General features: G+C 69.7%; 14 protein-coding genes. 8 read left to right on the top strand and 6 right to left on the bottom strand.

Translation table 11 applies throughout. The features are described from left to right. The 5 genes from ACFWP7_RS14565 to ACFWP7_RS14585 form a co-directional block, all read left to right on the top strand. The coding region (locus ACFWP7_RS14565) for a MerR family transcriptional regulator (RefSeq protein ID WP_384381245.1) at positions 1-924 on the top strand (924 nt) is incomplete at its 5' end. Between the two features lie 122 nt (positions 925-1046). Continuing rightward, the gene (locus tag ACFWP7_RS14570) at positions 1047-1595 is read left to right on the top strand and encodes an RNA 2'-phosphotransferase (RefSeq protein ID WP_384381247.1); all 549 of its coding nucleotides are present in this window, start codon (positions 1047-1049) and stop codon (positions 1593-1595) included. A 28-nt stretch (positions 1596-1623) separates the two neighbouring features. Beyond that, positions 1624-2082, top strand: a complete 459-nt coding sequence (locus tag ACFWP7_RS14575; protein ID WP_384381249.1) for a hypothetical protein — start codon at positions 1624-1626, stop codon at positions 2080-2082. Between the two features lie 250 nt (positions 2083-2332). Further along, positions 2333-3235, top strand: coding sequence for an LLM class flavin-dependent oxidoreductase (locus ACFWP7_RS14580; RefSeq protein ID WP_384381251.1), 903 nt, complete (start codon positions 2333-2335; stop codon positions 3233-3235). A 110-nt stretch (positions 3236-3345) separates the two neighbouring features. After that, positions 3346-4236: a Cof-type HAD-IIB family hydrolase gene (locus ACFWP7_RS14585; protein ID WP_384381253.1), complete on the top strand. Its 891-nt coding sequence runs from the start codon at positions 3346-3348 to the stop codon at positions 4234-4236. A 172-nt stretch (positions 4237-4408) separates the two neighbouring features. On the opposite strand, the gene ACFWP7_RS14590 is transcribed toward ACFWP7_RS14585, so the two are convergent. The 6 genes from ACFWP7_RS14590 to hisC form a co-directional block, all read right to left on the bottom strand. After that, a complete protein-coding gene (locus ACFWP7_RS14590; RefSeq protein WP_384381255.1) occupies positions 4409-5455 on the bottom strand; it encodes a M23 family metallopeptidase in 1047 nt (348 codons plus the stop codon). Between the two features lie 307 nt (positions 5456-5762). Continuing rightward, positions 5763-7538, bottom strand: coding sequence for a GAF domain-containing sensor histidine kinase (locus ACFWP7_RS14595; RefSeq protein WP_384381257.1), 1776 nt, complete (start codon positions 7536-7538; stop codon positions 5763-5765). A gap of 109 nt (positions 7539-7647) precedes the next feature. Next, entirely contained in the window at positions 7648-11379 is a 3732-nt protein-coding gene (gene cydD / locus ACFWP7_RS14600) for a thiol reductant ABC exporter subunit CydD (protein ID WP_384381259.1), read from the bottom strand. Between the two features lie 152 nt (positions 11380-11531). Beyond that, entirely contained in the window at positions 11532-12539 is a 1008-nt protein-coding gene (cydB, locus tag ACFWP7_RS14605) for a cytochrome d ubiquinol oxidase subunit II (protein ID WP_384381261.1), read from the bottom strand. A 20-nt stretch (positions 12540-12559) separates the two neighbouring features. Further along, on the bottom strand, positions 12560-14077 hold the full coding sequence (locus tag ACFWP7_RS14610) for a cytochrome ubiquinol oxidase subunit I (protein ID WP_384381263.1): 1518 nt from the start codon (positions 14075-14077) through the stop codon (positions 12560-12562). 602 nt (positions 14078-14679) lie between these two features. Next, positions 14680-15762: a histidinol-phosphate transaminase gene (hisC, locus tag ACFWP7_RS14615; RefSeq protein ID WP_384381265.1), complete on the bottom strand. Its 1083-nt coding sequence runs from the start codon at positions 15760-15762 to the stop codon at positions 14680-14682. 420 nt (positions 15763-16182) lie between these two features. Here hisC and ACFWP7_RS14620 point away from each other — a divergent pair, with 420 nt between their 5' ends. The 3 genes from ACFWP7_RS14620 (at position 16183) to ACFWP7_RS14630 (ending at position 19607) form a co-directional block, all read left to right on the top strand. Beyond that, a complete protein-coding gene (locus ACFWP7_RS14620) occupies positions 16183-17295 on the top strand; it encodes a LacI family DNA-binding transcriptional regulator (protein WP_384381267.1) in 1113 nt (370 codons plus the stop codon). 186 nt (positions 17296-17481) lie between these two features. Then, positions 17482-18558, top strand: a complete 1077-nt coding sequence (locus ACFWP7_RS14625) for a metallophosphoesterase (RefSeq protein ID WP_384381312.1) — start codon at positions 17482-17484, stop codon at positions 18556-18558. Positions 18559-18740: 182 nt separating this feature from the next. Beyond that, positions 18741-19607, top strand: a complete 867-nt coding sequence (locus tag ACFWP7_RS14630) for a hypothetical protein (RefSeq protein ID WP_384381269.1) — start codon at positions 18741-18743, stop codon at positions 19605-19607. The last annotated feature ends 136 nt before the right edge of the window (positions 19608-19743 follow it).

The following is a 19743-nucleotide window of genomic DNA, read 5'->3' on the forward strand; positions in this document are numbered from 1 at the left end:
TTTGCGTACCGGATAGAGGATCTGGCGCATCACAGTGGTGCCACGGTCCGCACCATCCGCGCCTATCAGGACCGCGGCCTGCTCCCCCGCCCCGAGCGGCGGGGCCGCGCGAATGTGTACGCGGACGCGCACCTGGCCCGGCTGCGGCAGATCGCCGACCTCCTCGACCGGGGGTACACGCTGGCGTCCATCAAGGAACTCCTGGAGGCCTGGGACGCGGGCCGGGGTCTCGGCGGGGTCCTCGGGCTGGTCGCGGAGGTCGACGGGCCGTGGACCGACGAGGAGGCCGTACGGATCTCCCGGGCCGAGCTGGACGAGCGGTTCGGCGGCAGCCCGGACGACGCGGCGGTCGCCGACGCGATCGAACTCGGCGTACTGGAGCCCGTACCGGGGGACGAGGATCTCTTCCTGGTCCCGAGCCCTCAAGAGCTCGCCGTGGCGGTCGAGTTGTACGCGGCGGGGGTGCCGTTGTCCGCGATCTCCGTCCACCTGCGGGAGTTGAGGGGCCAGGTCGAGCACATCGCGTCCCGTTTCCTGGAGTTCACGACCGAGCATGTGTTCGCCCGCTATTTGGGGGAGCACCCACCGACGGATACGGAAGCGGCCGAGGCGGCTTCGTTGGTACGACGGCTGCGGCCGCTCGCACAGCAGACCGTGGACGCTGAACTCGCGCGTGCCATGCGGCTGTTCGCCAACCGGCATCTGCGCCGGCACCTTGGCGCCGACAGGGTGCCGCAGCCCCCGGACGAGACACATTTCGTGGCGCTTCCGGCCGGGACAATAGGGGCGGTGGAGAAGCTGGTTGGTGCCGGGCAGGTCGCCGCCTTCGTCGCCGCCGCGGCCGAACGAGAGGTACAGGCCCGCACCTTGGACCAGCTCACGGCAAATCATAATAAAAATCCTATAGTTGATGAACTTCCGTAAACGGCCTGTGGGTTGTCCACAGAATCGCCAAATCCCCTGTGGATAACCGGACTTGGCTGTGGACCAAACCTCAGGACCAAAATCAAATGCGTGATCTCCATCCCGCCAGGCACCCTTGCGGGATGGACGAAAGACGCACCGTGAAGGTCTCGAAGTACCTCTCCAAGCACCTGCGTCACCAGCCGGAGAGGATCGGGCTCACCCTCGGCGAGGGAGGCTGGGTGGAGATCGACCCATTGATCGCCGCGGCGTCGGCGCACGGTTTCGGGTTCACGCGTGAGGAGCTCGACCACGTGGTGGCCGCGAACGACAAGCGGCGCTTTGCGGTCGAGGGGACCCGGATCCGCGCCAGCCAGGGCCACTCCGTCGAGGTCGACCTCGGACTGCCCACGGCGACTCCGCCCGCGTACCTCTACCACGGGACCATGGCCCTCAGCCTGGACGCGATCCGCGCCGAGGGACTCAGGGCGATGAACCGGCACGACGTGCACCTCTCGCCCGACCGCGAGACCGCCACCCGCGTCGGCGCCCGCCGCGGCCGGCCGGTCGTGCTCTCCGTGGACGCCGCCGCCATGGACCGCGACGGTCATGTCTTCCGCGTCAGCGTGAACGGGGTGTGGCTCACGGAGGCCGTACCGCCGCGGTACATCCGGTTCCCGGCTCCGCACTGACGTGATTCAGGATCGACGTGATTCAGGGATGATCGGGAACATGCAGCAGCTGCCGAGCACCGAAGCCGCCGTCACCGCGCTCCGCGCGATCGCGACCGAGTACGCGCGTGAGATCGAGGTCACCCACGACATCGGCGCGGACCAGACGTCCCGCCGCAGCGCTGCGGGCGTCGGTGTGACCGCCGATCCCGACGGCTCGCTTCCGCACGAGGCCTTCGTGGAGTTCGGCGGGCTGCCCAGGCTGAGTGTGCGGCTCTATCCGGAGGAAGACGCGCTGATCACCGTCGAGGGCGTCGAGTTCCCGGACATCCCGCGCGACGACGTGCCGGCCTTCCTGCGCTCGGTCTTCGGCGGCCTCGCGTATGTGAGTGCGCGCCGGTTTCCGCCCGGCTACCGGCTCATCGTGCCGCTGCCGGGCGACCGGACGTACAAGGAGCACCTACTGATGATCAACCTCAGCCCGTGGCTGAGCGGGCGGGTGCGCTGAGCGGGTGCGGGCGGGCGGGGCGGGTGCGTGCGCTGAGCAGGTGTGCGCGGGGCGGGCGCCCGGCTCGGCGGGCACGGACGGGGCGAGCCCGGGGTGGGGCAGGCACGAGCAAGGCGGGCACGAGCAGGGCAGGCACGAGCAGGGCAGGCGCCTGCTCAGCGGGCGCCTGCTCAGCGGGCGCGGGCCGAGGGAGCCCGTGCCGAGCGGGCGGGGGCGCTGACCGTTCGCTCCTGCGCTTAGGCTCGATGGCATGAGTCTGCGTCTGAGCACCGTGATCCTTCCGTACCTCCGCTGGCATGAGGGCGGTCGTGCCGCATGGCAGCGCGCGGAGCAGCTCGGGTTCCACACCGCTTTCACGTACGACCACCTGTCGTGGCGGACCTTCCGGGACGGCCCGTGGTTCGGTGCCGTCCCGACGCTGACCGCCGCGGCCGCCGCCACCGACCGGCTCCGCCTCGGCACGCTTGTGACCTCGCCGAACTTCCGGCATCCGGTGACCCTCGCCAAGGAGCTGATCTCCCTCGACGACATCTCGGACGGCCGGATCACGCTGGGGATCGGCGCGGGCGGCACCGGTTTCGACGCGACGACGCTCGGCCAGGAGCCCTGGACCCCGCGTGAGCGCGCCGACCGCCTCGCGGAGTTCGTTCCGCTGCTCGACCGGCTCCTGACGGAGGACTCCGTGTCATACGAGGGCGACTTCTACTCGGCGCACGAGGCCCGCAACATCCCCGGATGCGTCCAGCGCCCCCGGCTGCCCTTCGCGGTGGCCGCGACCGGGCCGCGCGGACTGAGGCTCGCGGCGCGGTACGGGCAGGCGTGGGTGACGACGGGCGATCCGAAGCTTTACGAGACGGGGACCGCTGAACAGTCGGTTCAGGCCATTCGTGGGCAGGTCGAAAAGCTTGGAGTCGCCTGCGTCGAGGCCGGCCGTGACGTGGACGAACTGGACAGGATCCTGCTCACCGGCTTCACTCCGGACCGCGGCCGTCCGCTGGAGTCGCTGGACGCGTTCGTCGACTTCGCAGGCCATCACGCCGAGCTGGGCTTCACCGACCTGGTGATCCACTGGCCGATCCCCGACTCCGACTTCGCGGCGGACGAGAAGATCTTCGAGCGGATCGCCATGGAGGCCGCCGCACAGCTGGCCTGAACCCTCGGCCGGAACCTGACTCCGTCGGCTTGAGCTTGACGGGGCGTAACGTCCCTGGTGAGGACGGCAATCACTCACATGTGCGGACCGTCGCACGCACGTGCGCGCATATGCGGGAGAATGACCCGGTGACCTCCGCGACTCGACGGCCCGAGACCCCGGCCTCCATGGTTCCGCCCCGGCTGATCGCCACCGACCTCGACGGCACTCTGCTGCACGACGACAAGTCGGTGTCCGAGCGCACGGTCGCCGCCCTCGCCGCCGCCGAGCAGGCGGGCATCGAGGTGTTCTTCGTCACCGGCCGCCCCGCCCGCTGGATGGACGTCGTCAGCGACCACGTCCACGGCCACGGCCTGGCGATCTGCGGCAACGGCGCCGCCGTGGTCGACCTGCACGGCGGCCCCGGTGCCCACCGCTTCGTCAAGATCCGCGAGCTGGCGCCCGACGCCGCTCTCGACGTCATCCAGTTGCTGCGCGCCGCCGCCCCCGGCACCACGGTCGCCGTCGAGCGCACGTACGGGCTCCACCTCGAACCGGCTTACCCGTCACTGCACATGGAGCCCCCGGAGATCATGGCGCCCGCCGAGAAGCTCCTCGCCAAGGACGCGCTCGACGCCGATCAGCCGGTCCTCAAGGTGCTCGCGTACCACCCCGAGATGGACCCGGACGACTTCCTCACCGTCGCTCGCCTGGCCATCGGCGACCGCGCCGGTGTCACCCGCTCCAGCCCCAGCGCGCTTCTCGAGATCAGCGGCCCCGGCGTCTCCAAGGCGAGCACGCTCGCACTGTGCTGCGCCGAGCGCGGCATCTCCCACGAGGAGGTCGTCGCCTTCGGTGACATGCCGAACGACGTCGAGATGCTCACCTGGGCGGGCCGCTCGTACGCGATGGGCAACGCCCACCCCGCCGTGATCGCCGCCGCCTCCGGGCGCACGGTCGCCAACAACGAGGACGGGGTGGCGGTGGTGATCGAGCAGATCATCGCCGAACGACAGGTGTAGCCGAACGACAGGTGTAGCCGAACGGCCGGCCTCAGCGGTGTCCCTTTTCCGCCTACGGCTGTAGCCGCTCCGGCAGGCACCAGTGGCGGCCTTTGCCGACTTCGACCATCGCCGTCGCCGCTGCCATTGCCATTGCCATTGCCATTGCCGTCGCCGTCGCCGTCGCGCGGAGCTACAGCTGGACCCCGTGCTCGGCCAGCCACGGCACCGGATCGATCCCCGACCCCAGCTCCGGCGTGACCCGCACCTCGAAGTGCAGATGCGGCCCGGTCGAGTTGCCGGTCGTGCCCGACTGCCCGATCCACTGCCCGGCCGCGACCCGCTCCCCCTGGTCGACGGTGACGGCGGCGAGATGCGCGTACTGCGTGTAGTAGCCGCCCGGGTGCTGGACGACGATCTCGATACCGAAGGCCCCGCCGCACGACACCTTCACCACCCGGCCCGCCCCGACCGCCCGCACCGGTGTGCCGATGGCCACCGCGAAGTCCTGTCCGGTGTGCCGACTCGCCCAGCGCTCACCGCCGCTGCCGAAACTCGCGGAGAGTTCGTACGTCTCCACCGGCGCGACCCACGCGCGCGTGAGGTCCGTTTCCGGTTGGTCGAGCTGGACGGCGCCACGACAGGAGCCGGCCACCACCGCGGCGTCCGCCTGGCCCTGGAGCACCGATCGCGCCTCGTCCAGCTTCGCCTGGATGGTCCGCTTCATCTCGGCGAGTTCAACGTTGCGCTTCTCCAGGGCCTGCCACTCCGCCTGGGCCTCCGCCTCGTCGGCGGCGAGCCTTGCCTCGGCCCGGCGGCTCTTGCTGACCGCGTTGTTGACGGCGAGGTCCGCCTGCCACACGGCACGCTGACCGCGCATCAGGTCTTCGGGGCTGTCGGCGAGCAGCAGCTGCGCGGTGTACGGCAGGCCGCCGCCCTGGCGGTACTGGGTGCGCGCGATCCGGCCGAGGTCGTCGTGGAGGACCGCAATGTCCTGCCGTTCCCGCGCAAGGAGTTCCTCGGCCCGCTGCGCCCTGCCCCGCTGCGCTTCGGCCTCCTGCTGCCCCGTCTCGTACTGCCGCGCCGCCACGGAGGCGTCCTCGTAGAGCCGCGCCACCTGGGCGCTGATACCGGGCTCGCTCCCGGACTCACTCTCGGCGGCGGTGGGCCGGGCCGCGAGAACCGCGACCGCGCACAGCAGGGCCGGCACGAGTAGGGGATGGCGGCGGGGTGAGCGCATGACAGCGATCGTGTCCTGCGTCCCAGCTCGCGGTCCTGTTCAAGGGGTGCGCCCGGGGGAACGAGCTCCACGGATGGCTCCGTCGGCTGGGCCGAACAGGGGCCCGGCTTGGGTATGTTGCCCCGACTGGGCGGTGGAGTGTGCTTGGGACACCCACATGGCGTGCTCGGTCGAGCCGTCGAGCGTCCTCGGGGAGGCCGCGCAGTGCGCCCAGGTGAACCGTCAAGTGTCCTCGGGGAAAGCCACACGGAGCGCCCAGCGGAGCGAGCTGTGCGGCGCGCTCGGTGAAGCAGGGTGCCGAGTGCGCTCAGTAGGGCGCCTGCCACACCAATGTCGTACCTCCCGCATCCTCTGGCGTACCGCCCTCGTCCTCGCCCGCCCCGGGCCCGTACCAGCTCTCGCCGCCCAGGGACTCGGCGCGCCGTTCAAGGTTCCGCAGGCCGCTGCGCCGACCGCCGTCCGTGATGCCGACGCCGTCGTCGGCGACGGTCAGCCGGACGCCCTGGCGCCCGTCCCGCAGGGTCACGGTCGCGTCGACGACGACGTCGATACGTGAGGCTCCGGCGTGCCGGAAAGCGTTGGAGAGGGCCTCGCGCAGAGCGGCGATGAGGTTCTTGCCGGTGAGTTCCCCGACCATGGTTTCCACCGGGCCGACGAAGCGGTGGGTGGGCTTGAAACCAAGAGGTACGGCGGCCATGTTGATCTCGCGCAGCACGCGGGTGCGCAGGCCGGACGGCGTTTCTGTGGGGTCCTGCCGGAGCGCGAAGATGGCGGTGCGGATCTCCTGGATGGTGACGTCGAGTGCGTCGACGGCCTTCCCGACACCTTCGCGGACCTCGGGAGCGACGGACAGCCGCTGAGCACTCTCCAGCATCATCCCGGTGGCAAAGAGCCGTTGGATCACGAGGTCGTGCAGGTCACGGGCGATCCGGTCACGGTCCTCGTAGACCGCGAGCCGCTCCCGGTCGCGCTGCGCCTCGGCCGTCATCAGTGCGAGAGCGGCCTGCGCGGCGAACTGCGCGGCCAGAGTCCGCTCGGTCTCGGTGAACAGGCGGGCGCCCGGCGCACGAGGTGTGACGAGGCACCCGAGCACGCGGCCGCCGCACTGCAGTGGGAGCATCATCATCGGCCCGTAAACGCGGGCGAAGTCGGAGACCATGCGCGGGTCGGTGGCCGCGTCCTCGACGAACACGGTTGCTCCGTCGAGGAGTTCGGCGACGAACTCGTTCTCCGGCGGGAAGACCATTCCCAGTGCCTTAGAGGGGTGTTCCGAGGCGACGGCGACGATTTCCAGACCGCCCTCGGCGGCGGGCAGCAGCACGGCCCCGGCCGCCGAACCGGAGAGCCGGCGGGCCTGTTCGGCGACGACCTGAAGAGCATCCTCGGCGCCGCCACCCGACAGGAGAGCGGTGGTGACGGCCACCGAGCCGTCGATCCAGCGTTCGCGCTGTTGGGCAGCCTCGTAGAGACGGGCGTTGCCGATGGCGATACCCGCCTCCGTGGCCAGCACGCCGACCATGTCGAGGTCGTGGTCGCTGAAGGACCCGCCGCCTCGCTTCTCCGTCAGGTACAGATTCCCGAAGATCTCGCCCTGCACCCGGATGGGAACCCCCAGGAAGCTCCGCATCGGCGGATGGTGTTCCGGAAAGCCGCAGGAGCGCGAATCGTCTTCCAGGTTCGCGAGCCGTACCGGCTCCGGTTCGTGGATGAGCGCCCCGAGCAGCCCCCTGCACCCGTCGGGGAACCGTCCGATCAGCCCGGCGGTATCCCCTTCGACCCCGTGGAACACGAAGTCCACGAGCCCGTCGCCTTCCTCCGCCACGGCACCGATCGCCGCATACCGCGCGTCCGCCAGCTCGGCCGCCGTCTCACAGATCCGATCCAGCGTGGAGTGCAACTCCAGCCCCGCTCCGACCGACCGCACCGCCTCCAGCAATTGGGGCGCCCGCACGGCCAGCTCGGCGGGCAGCCCTCGGCTGCCATGGACCGCAGGACCGGCTGCTCCCGAGCCGTCATCGTGCTCAGGCTCAGGCTCAGGCTCGGACTGGGACTCGGACTCGGGCGACGTGGGGGCTGCCGACATACCTTGAGCGTAGTTAGTCCCATTTGTCACGCAAAGTCGAGTTGGTGGCCGCGCCGTGAAACGCCCGGCGTCACCACGCCGCGAAGCCGAGTCACCGAGGCCGGCCGGGTCACTGGGCCACGACACCGACGGCCACGGCACCGACCAGCAGATCCCCCGCAGCCTCCCGGTCCACCATCTCCCGCAGCGGACCCTCGACGGCCGCCAGCTCCGCGTACGGCCCCCGCTGGGCCACCCGGCCCTCCGCCAGCACGATCACCTCGTCCACCGCGTCCAGCCCGGCCAGCCGGTGGGTGATCAGCAGCGTCGTACGGCCCTCGGTCGCGGCGAGCAGATCCTCGGTGAGGGCGTCGGCCGTCGGCAGGTCCAGGTGCTCGGCGGGTTCGTCGAGGACGAGGAGGGGGAAGTCGGCGAGCAGCGCGCGGGCGAGCGCGAGCCGCTGCCGCTGGCCCCCGGACAGCCGGGCGCCGTGCTCGCCGATGAGCGTGTCGAGCCCGTCGGGCAGACCGTCGGCCCAGTCGAGGAGCCGGGCCCGCGCAAGCGCGTCACACAGCTCGGCCTCGGTCGCGCCCTTCCGGGCCAGCAGCAGGTTCTCGCGCACCGAGCTGTCGAAGAGGTGCGCGTCCTGGGCACACAGCCCGACCAGCCGGCGTACGGCGTCCCCCGCCATCTCGTTCGCGTCAACTCCGCCCAGCGTGTACGTCCCCGCGTCCGCGTCCAGGAACCGCAGCAGCACCTGCGCGAGCGTGGTCTTGCCGGACCCGGAGGGACCCACGACGGCGACCCTGCGCCCCTGTTCCAGGGTCAGGTCGAGCCCGGCGAGCGCGTCCCGGTCCTGTCCGGCGTGGCGCGCGCTCAACTCCTTGAGGACCAGGGGAAACGCGGACGCGGGGGCCTGCGTCGGCTCTTCCGGTTCGCGTACGGCATCGGGGGCGTCCAGCACCTCGTACACCCGCTCTGCGCTCTTGCGTACCCGCTGTCGGTGCTGGACGGCGAGCGGCAGCCCGAGGACGGCCTCGAACGCGGCCAGCGGGGTGAGGACGACGACGGCCATCGCCACACCGCTCAGCCGCCCGGCGGCGACCGCCTGGGCGCCCACGAGGGCCGCGGCCGCGACGGTCAGCCCGGACACCAGCGCGGTGAGCCCGTCGCCGAGCGCGGTCGCGGTGGCGGCCCGCGAGGCGATACGGGTGAGCACCGAGTCGGCCCGCCGCGTCTCGGCGGTACGGGCGGGCAGCGCACCCGCGACCGTCAGCTCCGCCGTTCCCGTGAGCAGATCGGTCACCCGTGTCGCCAGGACACCGCGCGCGGGTGCCAGCCGCCGCTCCGCATGGCGCGCCACGGCGCCGGTCAGCAGCGGCACCCCGAGCCCGGCCGCCAGCAGCCCCACGGCGAGAACGGCACCGGCCTCGGGCAGCAGCCACCCGGTGAAGCCGACGGAGGCGGCGGACACGACGACCGCGGCCCCGACCGGCAGCAGCCATCGCAGCCAGTAGTCCTGGAGCGCGTCCACGTCGGCGACGAGCCGCGACAGCAGATCACCGCGTCGGGTCGTCCGCAGTCCCGCGGGCGCCAGCCGTTCAAGGCGCCGGTACACGGCGACCCGGGTGGCGGCCAGCATTCGCAGCACCGCGTCGTGCGATACGAGCCGCTCCGTGTACCGGGATACGGCCCGCCCGATCCCGAACGTCCGGGTGGCCGTCACCGCCACCATCAGATACATCACCGGCGGCTGCTGAGAGGCCCGCGAGATGAGCCACCCGGAGGTGGCCATCAGCCCGACGGCACTCCCGAGGGCGAGACTGCCGAGCAGGAGAGCGAGGGCGAGCGCTCCCCGCCGGGGAGCAGCCATGGCACGCACACGGGCAAGCACGCCGCCACGCCCTCGCGGAGCCGGAGACGGAGACGAAGCCGGCTCCGGAGCCGAAGCCGAAGCCGAAGCCGGAGACAGGTCCGGAGCCGAAGCGGAAACCGGAGCCAAAGCCAAGGCCGGGGACGAAGCCGAGGACAAAACCGAAGCCAAGGCCGGGAACGAAGCCGACGCCGACGCCTGATACGACTCCCCTTCCGCTGCCGCGGGCACCTCCGGATACGACTCCCCTTCCGCTGCCGCGGGCACCTTCCCCACCCCGACGGACCGAGACCCCCTAACCTCCGCGGCATACACGGACCCCGCCGCCTGTACGGGCACCCCGGACGCTACGGCGACCACCCCGGGCTCCAGCCGTACCACCCGGTCAGCCACCCCCAGCAAGGCCGGCCGGTGCACCACCAACAGCACCGTCCGACCCACGGCGAGCCGCCGCACCGCCTCCACGACCTCCGCTTCCGTCGCCCCGTCCAGCGCGGCCGTCGGCTCGTCGAGGAGCAGCACCGGACGGTCGGCGAGGAACGCCCGGGCCAGAGCGAGGCGCTGACGCTGTCCGGCCGACAACCCGGCACCGTCCTCACCGAGCACCGTGTCGGCCCCGTCGGGCAACGCGTCGACGAAGCCGACGGCGCCCGCGTCGGCCAGCGCCCGGCGTACCGCCGTGTCGTCCGCGTCGGGCCGCGCCAGCCGTACGTTCTCGGCGATGGACTGGGCGTACAGATGAGGTCGCTGCGGCACCCAGGCGATCCGCGAGCGCCAGTCCGCCAGGTCGGCCTCGGAGAGATCGACTCCCCCGATCCGCACGCGCCCCTCGGCGGGCTGCACGAATCCCAGCAGTACGTTCAGCAGCGTCGACTTGCCCACACCGCTCGGCCCGACAAGAGCTACCGTCTCCCCGCGCCCGACCGTGAAGGAGACGTCCGAGACCGCATCTCGTGAGCGCCCCGGGTAGCGCACGGTCACGCCCTCGAAGGCGAGCTCGCCCTCAGGCGCGGGAAACGAGCCTGAGGCGGCCAACGGAGTCTCCAGCACCGAGAAGATCTCCTCGGCCGCCGAGAGCCCCTCGGCGGCGGCGTGGTACTGCGTCCCCACCTGTCGCAGCGGCAGATACGCCTCGGGCGCGAGGATCAGGATGACGAGACCGACGTACAGATCCATCTCGCCGTGGACGAGCCGCATTCCGATGGTCACCGCGACCAGCGCGACCGAGATCGTGGCGAGCAGTTCCAGAGCGAAGGACGACAGGAAGGCGATCCGCAGCGTCCGCATGGTCGCCTGCCGGTAGTCGCCGGTGATCTTCCGGATCGACTCGGCCTGCGCCTTGGCCCGGCCGAACACCTTGAGCGTGGGCAACCCTGCGACCACGTCCAGGAAGTGTCCCGAGAGCCGTGACAGGAGCCGCCACTGACGATCCATCTGGCTTCGGGTGGCCCAGCCGATGAGAATCATGAAGACGGGGATCAGCGGCAGTGTGCCGGCAATGATGGCCGCCGACACCCAGTCCTCGGTGACGATCCGTGCGAGCACCGCCACAGGGACCACCACCGCCAGCCCCAACTGCGGTAGATAACGCGAAAAGTAGTCGTCGAGTGCGTCAACTCCCCGCGTGGCGAGGGCGACCAGTGAACCCGTCCGCTGCCCGCTCAGCCAGCCGGGACCGAGCAGCGCGGCCCGCTCCAGCAGTCGCCCTCGCAACTCCGACTTGACCGCCACGCTCGCCCGGTGCGCGGCGAGCTCGGTAAGCCAGGAAACGACCGCCCGCCCCACCGCTACCAGGACCAACAGACCCAGCGGCGTGCGGAGTTCAGTGACCGAGAAGCCGTGCTGGAAGGCGCCGACCACCACTTCGGCGATGAGCATCGCCTGGGCGATGACCAGCGCCGCCCCAGCAGCCCCCAGACCGACAACCGCTGCGAGGAAGAAGCGAGTGGCGCGGGCGTACCGAAGCAGACGCGGGTCGATTGGTTTCACGTGAAACACACCCTTGACTCATCAGGCATGTTTCACGTGAAACATGCCGTTACTCGGACTCTGCACACCGTTCCGGGCTAGGCATGCCCTGCCGGACTCGGTGCGCCATGCGAATCTGCGTGCCCTGCCCGACTCGGTGCGCACGTCAGAAATCAGTGCGCGCTGTCCACGGCGATGTGGTGCGTACCGATCCGCTTGCGGAAAACCCAGTACGTCCACGACTGGTAGAGCAGAACGATCGGCGTCGCGATCCCCGCACACCAGGTCATGACTTTCAGGGTGTAGGGGCCCGACGAGGCGTTGGTGACCGTCAGGCTCCACTCGGCATTGAGCGAGGACGGCATGACGTTGGGGAAGAGCGACAGGAAGAACATCGCGACGACCGCCACAATGGTCAGCCCCGAGAGCATGAACGCCCAGCCCTCACGCCCCGCCCTGACCGCCACGAGTGCCACGACGAGCGAGGCCACCGCGACGATCACCGCGGCCAGGGACTTGCCGTTGCCGCTGTCGACCTGGGTCCAGATCAGGAAGCCAAGTGCCAACACGGCTGTCACCAGGCCGAGTGTCAGCGCCAGCTTCCGCGCGCGCTCCCGGATGTCCCCGACGGTCTTGAGCCCGATGAACACCGTCCCGTGGAACGTGAACAGCGTCAGTGTGACCAGACCGCCGAGGATCGCGTACGGGTTGAACAGGTCCCAGACGGTGCCGACGTACTCGAAGCTCTTGTCGATCTTCACGCCGTGCACGATGTTGCCGAAGGCCACACCCCACATGAACGCGGGGATCAGCGAGGCCCAGAAGATCGCGTTCTCCCAGTTGCGCTGCCAGTACTCGTCGGGCCGCTTCACGCGGTACTCGAAGGCGACACCGCGCACGATCAGGCAGACCAGGATGAGCAGCAGTGGCAGATAGAAACCGGAGAAGAGCGTGGCGTACCACTCGGGGAAGGCGGCGAAGGTCGCGCCGGCCGCGGTGAGCAGCCATACCTCGTTGCCGTCCCAGACGGGTCCGATGGTGTTGATGAGGACCCGCCTCTCGGTACGGTCACGGGCCAGCAGCTTGGTGAGGATGCCGACCCCGAAGTCGAAGCCCTCCAGGAAGAAGTAGCCGGTCCAGAGGACCGCGATGAGGACGAACCAGACATCGTGGAGTTCCATGGCTCAGTGGCTCCCTTGGCCTAGTAGGAGAAGGCCATCGGCTTGTCGGCGTCACTGGAATCGCCGCCGATCTTCGTGGGCGGGTTGAGGTCGGCCTCGGTGAGCTCGGGCGGGCCCTGCTTGACGTACTTGACCATCAGCTTCGCCTCGATGACGGCAAGGGCCGCATAGAGCAGGGTGAACACGGTCATCGAGATCAGCACCTCGGTCGTGGAGACTCCCGGCGAGACCGCGTCCTTGGTCTTCAGCAGGCCGTACACCACCCAGGGCTGACGCCCCGTCTCGGTGAAGATCCAGCCCCAGGAGATACCGATGAGCGGGAAGATCAGCGTCCACTGGGACAGCCACCACCACCAATTGCCGAGCTTCGGTGCCAGCCCCCTGTGTTTGGTGAACATGAGCTTCGGCACCTCCTCGTCCCCGGTGCGGTGTTCCGGCGCCAGCCAGAACTTCCGCCGGGTGAGCCAGAGTCCGGCCACGCACACGGCCATCGAGACCCCGCCGAAGCCGATCATCCAGCGATAGGCCCAGTAGGCGGTGGGGATGTTGGGACGGTAGTCGCCGGGGCCGTACTTCTCCTGCTCGGCTTTGTTGATGTCGTTGATGCCGGGGAGCCTGGACGTGAAGTCGTCCTTGGCGAGGAAGGACAGCAGCCCCGGGATCTCCAGGGCTACCGTGTTGTGCCCCTTGGCGACATCGCCGTACGCGAAGAGCGAGAAGGGCGCGGGCTGCTCCGAGTCCCACAGGGCTTCGGCGGCCGACATCTTCATCGGCTGCTGTACGTACATCACCTTGCCGACGGTGTCCCCGCTGAGGGCGACGAGGATCGTGCCGACGAGTGCCGTGACCAGGCCGAGCCGCAGCGACATCCGCATCGTGGGGATGTGCCGCTTCTTGCGGAGGTGGAAAGCGGCGATGCCCGCCATGAAGGCGCCGCCGACAAGGATGGAGGCGGCCATGACGTGCCAGAAGTTGACGAGCGCCGTCTCCTGGAAGAGCACTTTGGGAAAGTCTGTGAGCTCGGCCCGTGTACTGCCGTCCGCCTTCTTCACGATCCGATAGCCGACCGGATGCTGCATGAAGGAGTTGGCCGCCATGATGAAGTACGCCGACAGGATCGTGCCGATCGAGACCATCCAGATGCAGGCGAGGTGGAGCTTCTTCGGCAGCTTGTCCCAGCCGAAGATCCACAGCCCGATGAAGGTGGACTCGAAGAAGAACGCGATCAGGGCTTCGAGGGCGAGCGGGGCTCCGAAGACGTCACCGACGAAGCGTGAGTAGTCGGACCAGTTCATGCCGAACTGGAACTCCTGCACGATGCCGGTCACTACACCCATGGCGATATTGATCAGGAACAGTTTTCCCCAGAACTTGGTCGCCCTGAGGTAGTGCTCCTTACCCGTTCGCACCCAGGCGGTCTCCAGGATCGCCGTGAGTGCGGCGAGCGAGATCGTCAGAGGGACGAAGAGAAAGTGGTAGACGGTGGTGATGCCGAACTGCCAGCGCGCCAGAGTCTCGGGCGCCAAAGCCAATTCCACGTCGTCAGTCTCCTTAAATCGCCGTGGTACAGCGGCAGTTTGCCCCCTTTGTCACGTACATCACGGGAGCAACCGGGACACGTTTGTGAACGCGTTCACATTCACAAGCAAGTATGACGCATGGCCGTTCGAGGGTTGACAGGAGGGGGGTGCCTAAGCGTGGACCGGCTGGTCACCGACGGACTGCCGACTCAGAGGGGCCGCCCCGGAGCAGGGAAGGCTGCTCCGACACCGGCGTCACCGTCACCCCGCGAGGACGGCGCCCAACAGATCGTCAAGCCCGGCACGGTGGCCTTCTGGACCGACGGCGACGCCCCCCGCGCTCCCCTGCCGGGCGGACACCGGTCTCGCGGGGCATCGCATACCGCCCCCCAAGCCCGTCCGGCGTGCCGGCCGCATCGACGGCAACCCGCACACCTCCGCCACCGTGGTCGACGGCGCCCCCACACGCTCATCACCACGCGTGACCCCGTACACGCTCACCACCACGCGTGATGGCGACCCCGTACACGCTCGCCATCACGGGCGACGGCGACCCCGTACACGTAGAAACGGCGACCCCTTACGCGTACAACCGGTGGCGGACCACGGGCCGCCACCGGTCACTGGAGCTCCTTGAGAAACCCCTCTGTCGCCTTGAGGAAGATGTCGTTCGCCTCGGTCTCGCCGATCGTCACCCGGACCCCCTCGCCGGCGAACGGCCGCACGACGACCCCGGCCTGCTCGCAGGCGGCGGCGAAGTCGAGCGTGCGCTCCCCCAGCCGCAGCCACACGAAGTTGGCCTGTGTCTCGGGCACCGTCCAGCCCTGCCCGCGCAGCGTCTCGACCACCCGCACCCGCTCCGACACCAGGGAGCCGACCCGGCCGAGCAGTTCGTCCTCGGCGCGCAGCGAGGCGACCGCCGCGTCCTGTGCGAGCTGGCTCACACCGAAAGGCACCGCCGTCTTGCGCAGCGCCGCCGCAACCCGGTCGTGGGCGATCGCGAAACCGACCCGGAGGCCCGCGAGCCCGTACGCCTTGGAGAAAGTGCGCAGCACGCAGACGTTGGGCCGGTCGCGGTAGAGCACGACGCCGTCCGGCACCTCGGCATCGCGGATGAACTCGCGGTACGCCTCGTCCAGGACCACCAGCACATCGCTGGGCACCCGGTCCAGGAACCGCTCCAGCTCGGCCCTGCGCACCACCGTGCCGGTCGGGTTGTTGGGGTTGCAGACGAAGATCAGCCGGGTCCGGTCGGTGATCGCGTCCGCCATCGCGTCAAGGTCGTGCACCTCGCCGGGCGTCAGCGGCACCTCGATCGGGGTCGCCCCGCTGATCTGGGCGATGATCGGGTACGCCTCGAAGGACCGCCAAGCGTAGATGATCTCGTCGCCCGGGCCGCTCGTGGCCTGCACCAGCTGCTGCGCGACCCCGACGGAACCGGTTCCGGTGGCCAGGTGCGAGAGGGGGACGGCGAAGCGGTCCGACAGTTCGTTGATCAGCGCGGTGCACGCCAGGTCCGGGTAGCGGTTGAAGGAGCCGGCCGCGGCGGTCACGCTCTCGATGACACCGGGCAGCGGCGGATACGGGTTCTCGTTGGAGGACAGCTTGTACGCCACCCCACCCCCGACCGCGGCGGGCTTGCCGGGCTTGTAGGTGGGGATACCCTCCAGCTCGGCACGCAGCTTGGGGCTCGTCTCGCTCACCGCAGTCCTCCTCGTGACCACCGTCGGCTCATGATCACCGCCGGCTACCAATGCTCCTCACCCTATGAGGATTCCGCGCCGCTGCGAATGGCCTGTGGACAACCACCTCGCCGCCACGAGCTGCCCGAGTGATCATCCCCGTACGAAGGTGTACGAATGGGGGCGCGCCGCACTTCGCGCCGCGCGCCGGTGGCTCACGCCGTGGCGCGCATCCCTCGTCAAGGTGAGTTGAGACCTCTTCGAGACATGGCCTGGTTGGCAGGCCCATGCGTGCCGACACGTCACGTCCTGCCATTGGATCGTTCAACTGACTTTCTTTCTAAGGCAGTTGGCCAATGTGGACCATGCAGAAACGTGCCTGTCAACGAGTGCATATGCGTCCGCACTACCCCACCGCATGAGCCCTACTATCGGCTCGCCATGACAGCAGCAGGGAAGCACCAGGTGAGCCGGGCGGAGACAACCCGCCGCGGCGGTCGGCCGGGACGGGCGGGCATCAGAGATGTGGCCGCAGCCGCCGGAGTGTCCATCACGACCGTCTCCGATGCCCTCAACGGCAAGGGCCGGCTCCCGGACGCCACCCGACGCCATGTCCGCGAGGTCGCCGACCGGCTGGGCTACCGCCCGTCGGCCGCGGCCCGAACGCTCCGTACCGGCAAGTCGGGCCTCATCGGCCTGACCGTGACGACGTACGGGGATGAACCTTTCACCTTCACCGAGTTCGCGTACTTCGCGGAGATGGCCAGAGCCGCCACGTCGGCAGCGCTGGCCCGGGGCTACGCCCTGGTCATCCTCCCCGCGACCTCGCGCCACGACGTGTGGTCCAACGTCGCCCTGGACGGAACCGTGGTCATCGACCCGTCCGACCACGACCCGGTCGTCAGCGAACTGGTCCGCCAGGGCTTACCGGTCGTCTCCGACGGCCGCCCGGCGGGCTCGCTGCCGGTCACCGCGTGGGTGGACAACGATCACGAGGCCGCCGTCCTCGGCATCCTCGACCACCTGGCCGACGCCGGCGCCCGCCGGATCGGCCTCCTCACCGGCACCACCACCGACACCTACACCCATCTCTCCACCACCGCTTACCTGCGCTGGTGCGAGCGTGTGGGCCAGGATCCGGTCTACGAGGCATACCCGGCGCACGATCCGTGCGCGGGAGCCGTCGCCGCCGACCGGCTGCTCGCGCGCCCCGACCGCCCCGACGCCGTCTACGGGCTCTTCGACCCGAACGGCACCGACCTGCTGGCCGCAGCCCGCCGCTACGGCCTGCGTGTACCGGACGATCTGCTCCTCGTCTGCTGCAGCGAGTCCACCGTCTACGCCAACACCGAACCGCCCATCACGACGCTCTCACTCAAACCACGCCGGATCGGCACAGCGGTCGTCCAGCTCCTCATCGACGCCATCGAGGGAGTGGAATCGGACCAACCGGTCGAGCAGGTGATACCGACCGAGCTGATCGTGCGGACCTCCTCGCAACGCCGTCTGCCTCGTACGACGGTGAGTCCGCCCCGATCACCCGAGAAAGGTTGACTCCCGTCGAGGACAGGGCGGGAAAGCACCGCCCAATTCGGGCAAAAACCCCGGTGAACTGGGCTCCTGCTCCGATTCACCACCCCTGGGTCATCACATGGCGCGATCCGCATTCCTATGATGGGCCCACGACACCGCGGGCCGCTGCGACCAGGCAGTCCGATCCGGTGCAGATGCGGCGCGATGGTGGTGGAGGGGTCGATGACTCAGGGGGCCGGTCAGGGACCCGAGGTGGCGCGGACGGCGACGTTGCGCGACTTCCGGGTGCCCGCGTACGTCCACGAGACCGGTCCGTTCGCGCAGGACACTCCACCCGACGAGGACGCGGGGCCGACCGAGGAACCCGAGGGGTACACGCCGACGCGGCGCGATCTACCCGTCATCAACCGGAGTGACACGGTTCAGGTCGCTGTTGACCCCGCCGCTTCGGAGGGCGCCGACGGACCGGGTCCGCTGTACGTCGTAGGCGATGTGCACGGCTATCTCGACCAGCTCGTCGCCGCGCTCCAGGAGCAGGGCCTCATCGACGGCGCCGGCGACTGGTCGGCCGGGACCGCGCGCCTGTGGTTCCTCGGGGACTTCACCGACCGCGGCCCGGACGGTATCGGTGTGATCGACCTCGTGATGCGGCTGTCCGCCGAGGCCGCCGCCGCCGGCGGCTACTGCAAGGCGCTCATGGGCAACCACGAGCTGCTGCTCCTCGGCGCCAGGCGCTTCGCCGACACCCCCGTCAACTCCGGCGCGGGCACCGCCACCTTCCAGGCCGCCTGGCTGCTCAACGGCGGCCAGAAGACCGACATGGACCGTCTCCAGGACCACCATCTGCAGTGGATGGCCCGCCTGGACGCCATGGAGCAGGTCGACGGACACCTCCTGGTGCACTCCGACACCACCGCCTATCTCGACTACGGCGACTCGATCGAGGCGGTCAACGACACCATCCGCGAAACCCTCACCCGCAACGACGCGGACGAGTGCTGGGACCTGTTCCGCAAGTTCACCAAGCGCTTCGCCTTCCGCGACGACGGCGGCGCCGAGGCCGTGCGCTCCCTGCTGGACATGTACGGCGGTTCACGCATCGTCCATGGCCACAGCCCCATCCCGTACCTCCTGGGCGACGTGGGCTCGGAGGACGGCGAGGACAGTACGGGCCCCGTGGTCGAGGGACCGCATCTCTACGCCGACGGACTGGCCATCGCGATGGACGGCGGCGTGACCATGGCCGGAAAATTGCTGGTCCAGCAACTGCCACTGGCCGACTGAGGGTTCTTCGGGCAGGCCTCGCCCTGCGAAGGAGCGTGCCGGCCAGGGGGCAATTTCTGGAAACCCCCTGTCACGGCGTGCCATCACCGCTCTACCATCGGACTATCCGTAGCAGGCTCCCCTCCGTTTCTGCCCAACGGCTCGTCAGCGTGCGAGCCATCAGCCCTACGGAGCATCGGGGGATGCAGATGAACAGCGTTCCGCAGCACCTGCTGAGCGAGGACCGCCAGGACTATGAGCGGATCCTCGATGAGGCGCTGCGCTCCGCACCACACCGCCCGGAACTCGCCGCTGTCGGCCAGCGGCTCAATCCGGAACAACTGCGCACCATGGCGCTCAACGCCACCGCGCTCATCACGGTGGCAGCGGCAACCGAGTACCAGCACTACGTGAAGGTCCGTGAGGAACTGCGTCAGCCGGCGCCGACCACCCCGCCTGTCCGCAAGGAAGCCGGTTCCGCCGAGCCGGGTTCGAGCGCGATGGGGCTCGCCGCCACCGTGGGGGAGGTCACCGAGTCAGCCGGAGCGGGCGCCATCGCCATCGTCGCGGTGCTCGCCCCCGTCCTCGCCGGGACAGCCGCGGCGATATTCCTGCTCGTGGGGTACATCCTGAAGATGATCACCCCCGAGCCGGCGTTCGCCAAGACCCTCCTGACCACCGGGTGGGTCTTCGGCGCGGTCACAGCGGCCGCGATTCTGGTCGCCGCGGTCGGACTCCTGCTCACCGCCCTGCGCAACGGCTCGTCCTCGCTCCAGGCCGGAGCACGCGGCGAGCTCGACGAACAGGTCGCCCGGGCCAGGGAAGCCTGGCGCGAGGCTCTGCTGGAGCGCGGCATCCTGCCGTTCCTCCGGGAAGCTCTCGCGGATCCGGGCTCGGCAGCATTCGGCCGTCCGTCGCCGACACCGACGAGCCGCATGCCGCAACTGGGCTACAACCGGCCGGGGTTCAGCAGCCCCGACGGCGGCCCGGCAGCCGGCCCACGCCCGAGCTACTCAAGCCCGGACTTCTCCAGCCCGGACTTCGGAGGGCCGGAACACCAGCCGGAGTGACACCCGGCCGTGACCGCGCTCAACCTCCAACCGCCCGAGCTCGCCGGCTACATGCTCGAGCACGTCGCAGCCTGCGGAGCCCGCCAGCCGGGCAGTGCACCGGACCTGTCCCAACAGCCCCGGCGCACTGCCCGCG

The sequence above is a fragment of the Streptomyces sp. NPDC058470 genome, assembly GCF_042721055.1.
GTDB lineage: Bacteria > Actinomycetota > Actinomycetes > Streptomycetales > Streptomycetaceae > Streptomyces.

Coding starts and splice junctions, on each gene's coding strand:
- ACFWP7_RS14570 (WP_384381247.1), top strand. CDS start 1,047: ATGGACGAAAGACGCACCGTGAAGGTCTCGAAGTACCTCTCCAAGCAC.
- ACFWP7_RS14590 (WP_384381255.1), bottom strand. CDS start 5,455: ATGCGCTCACCCCGCCGCCATCCCCTACTCGTGCCGGCCCTGCTGTGC.
- ACFWP7_RS14580 (WP_384381251.1), top strand. CDS start 2,333: ATGAGTCTGCGTCTGAGCACCGTGATCCTTCCGTACCTCCGCTGGCAT.
- ACFWP7_RS14620 (WP_384381267.1), top strand. CDS start 16,183: ATGACAGCAGCAGGGAAGCACCAGGTGAGCCGGGCGGAGACAACCCGC.
- ACFWP7_RS14575 (WP_384381249.1), top strand. CDS start 1,624: ATGATCGGGAACATGCAGCAGCTGCCGAGCACCGAAGCCGCCGTCACC.
- cydB (WP_384381261.1), bottom strand. CDS start 12,539: ATGGAACTCCACGATGTCTGGTTCGTCCTCATCGCGGTCCTCTGGACC.
- ACFWP7_RS14630 (WP_384381269.1), top strand. CDS start 18,741: ATGCAGATGAACAGCGTTCCGCAGCACCTGCTGAGCGAGGACCGCCAG.
- ACFWP7_RS14595 (WP_384381257.1), bottom strand. CDS start 7,538: ATGTCGGCAGCCCCCACGTCGCCCGAGTCCGAGTCCCAGTCCGAGCCT.
- ACFWP7_RS14585 (WP_384381253.1), top strand. CDS start 3,346: ATGCGGGAGAATGACCCGGTGACCTCCGCGACTCGACGGCCCGAGACC.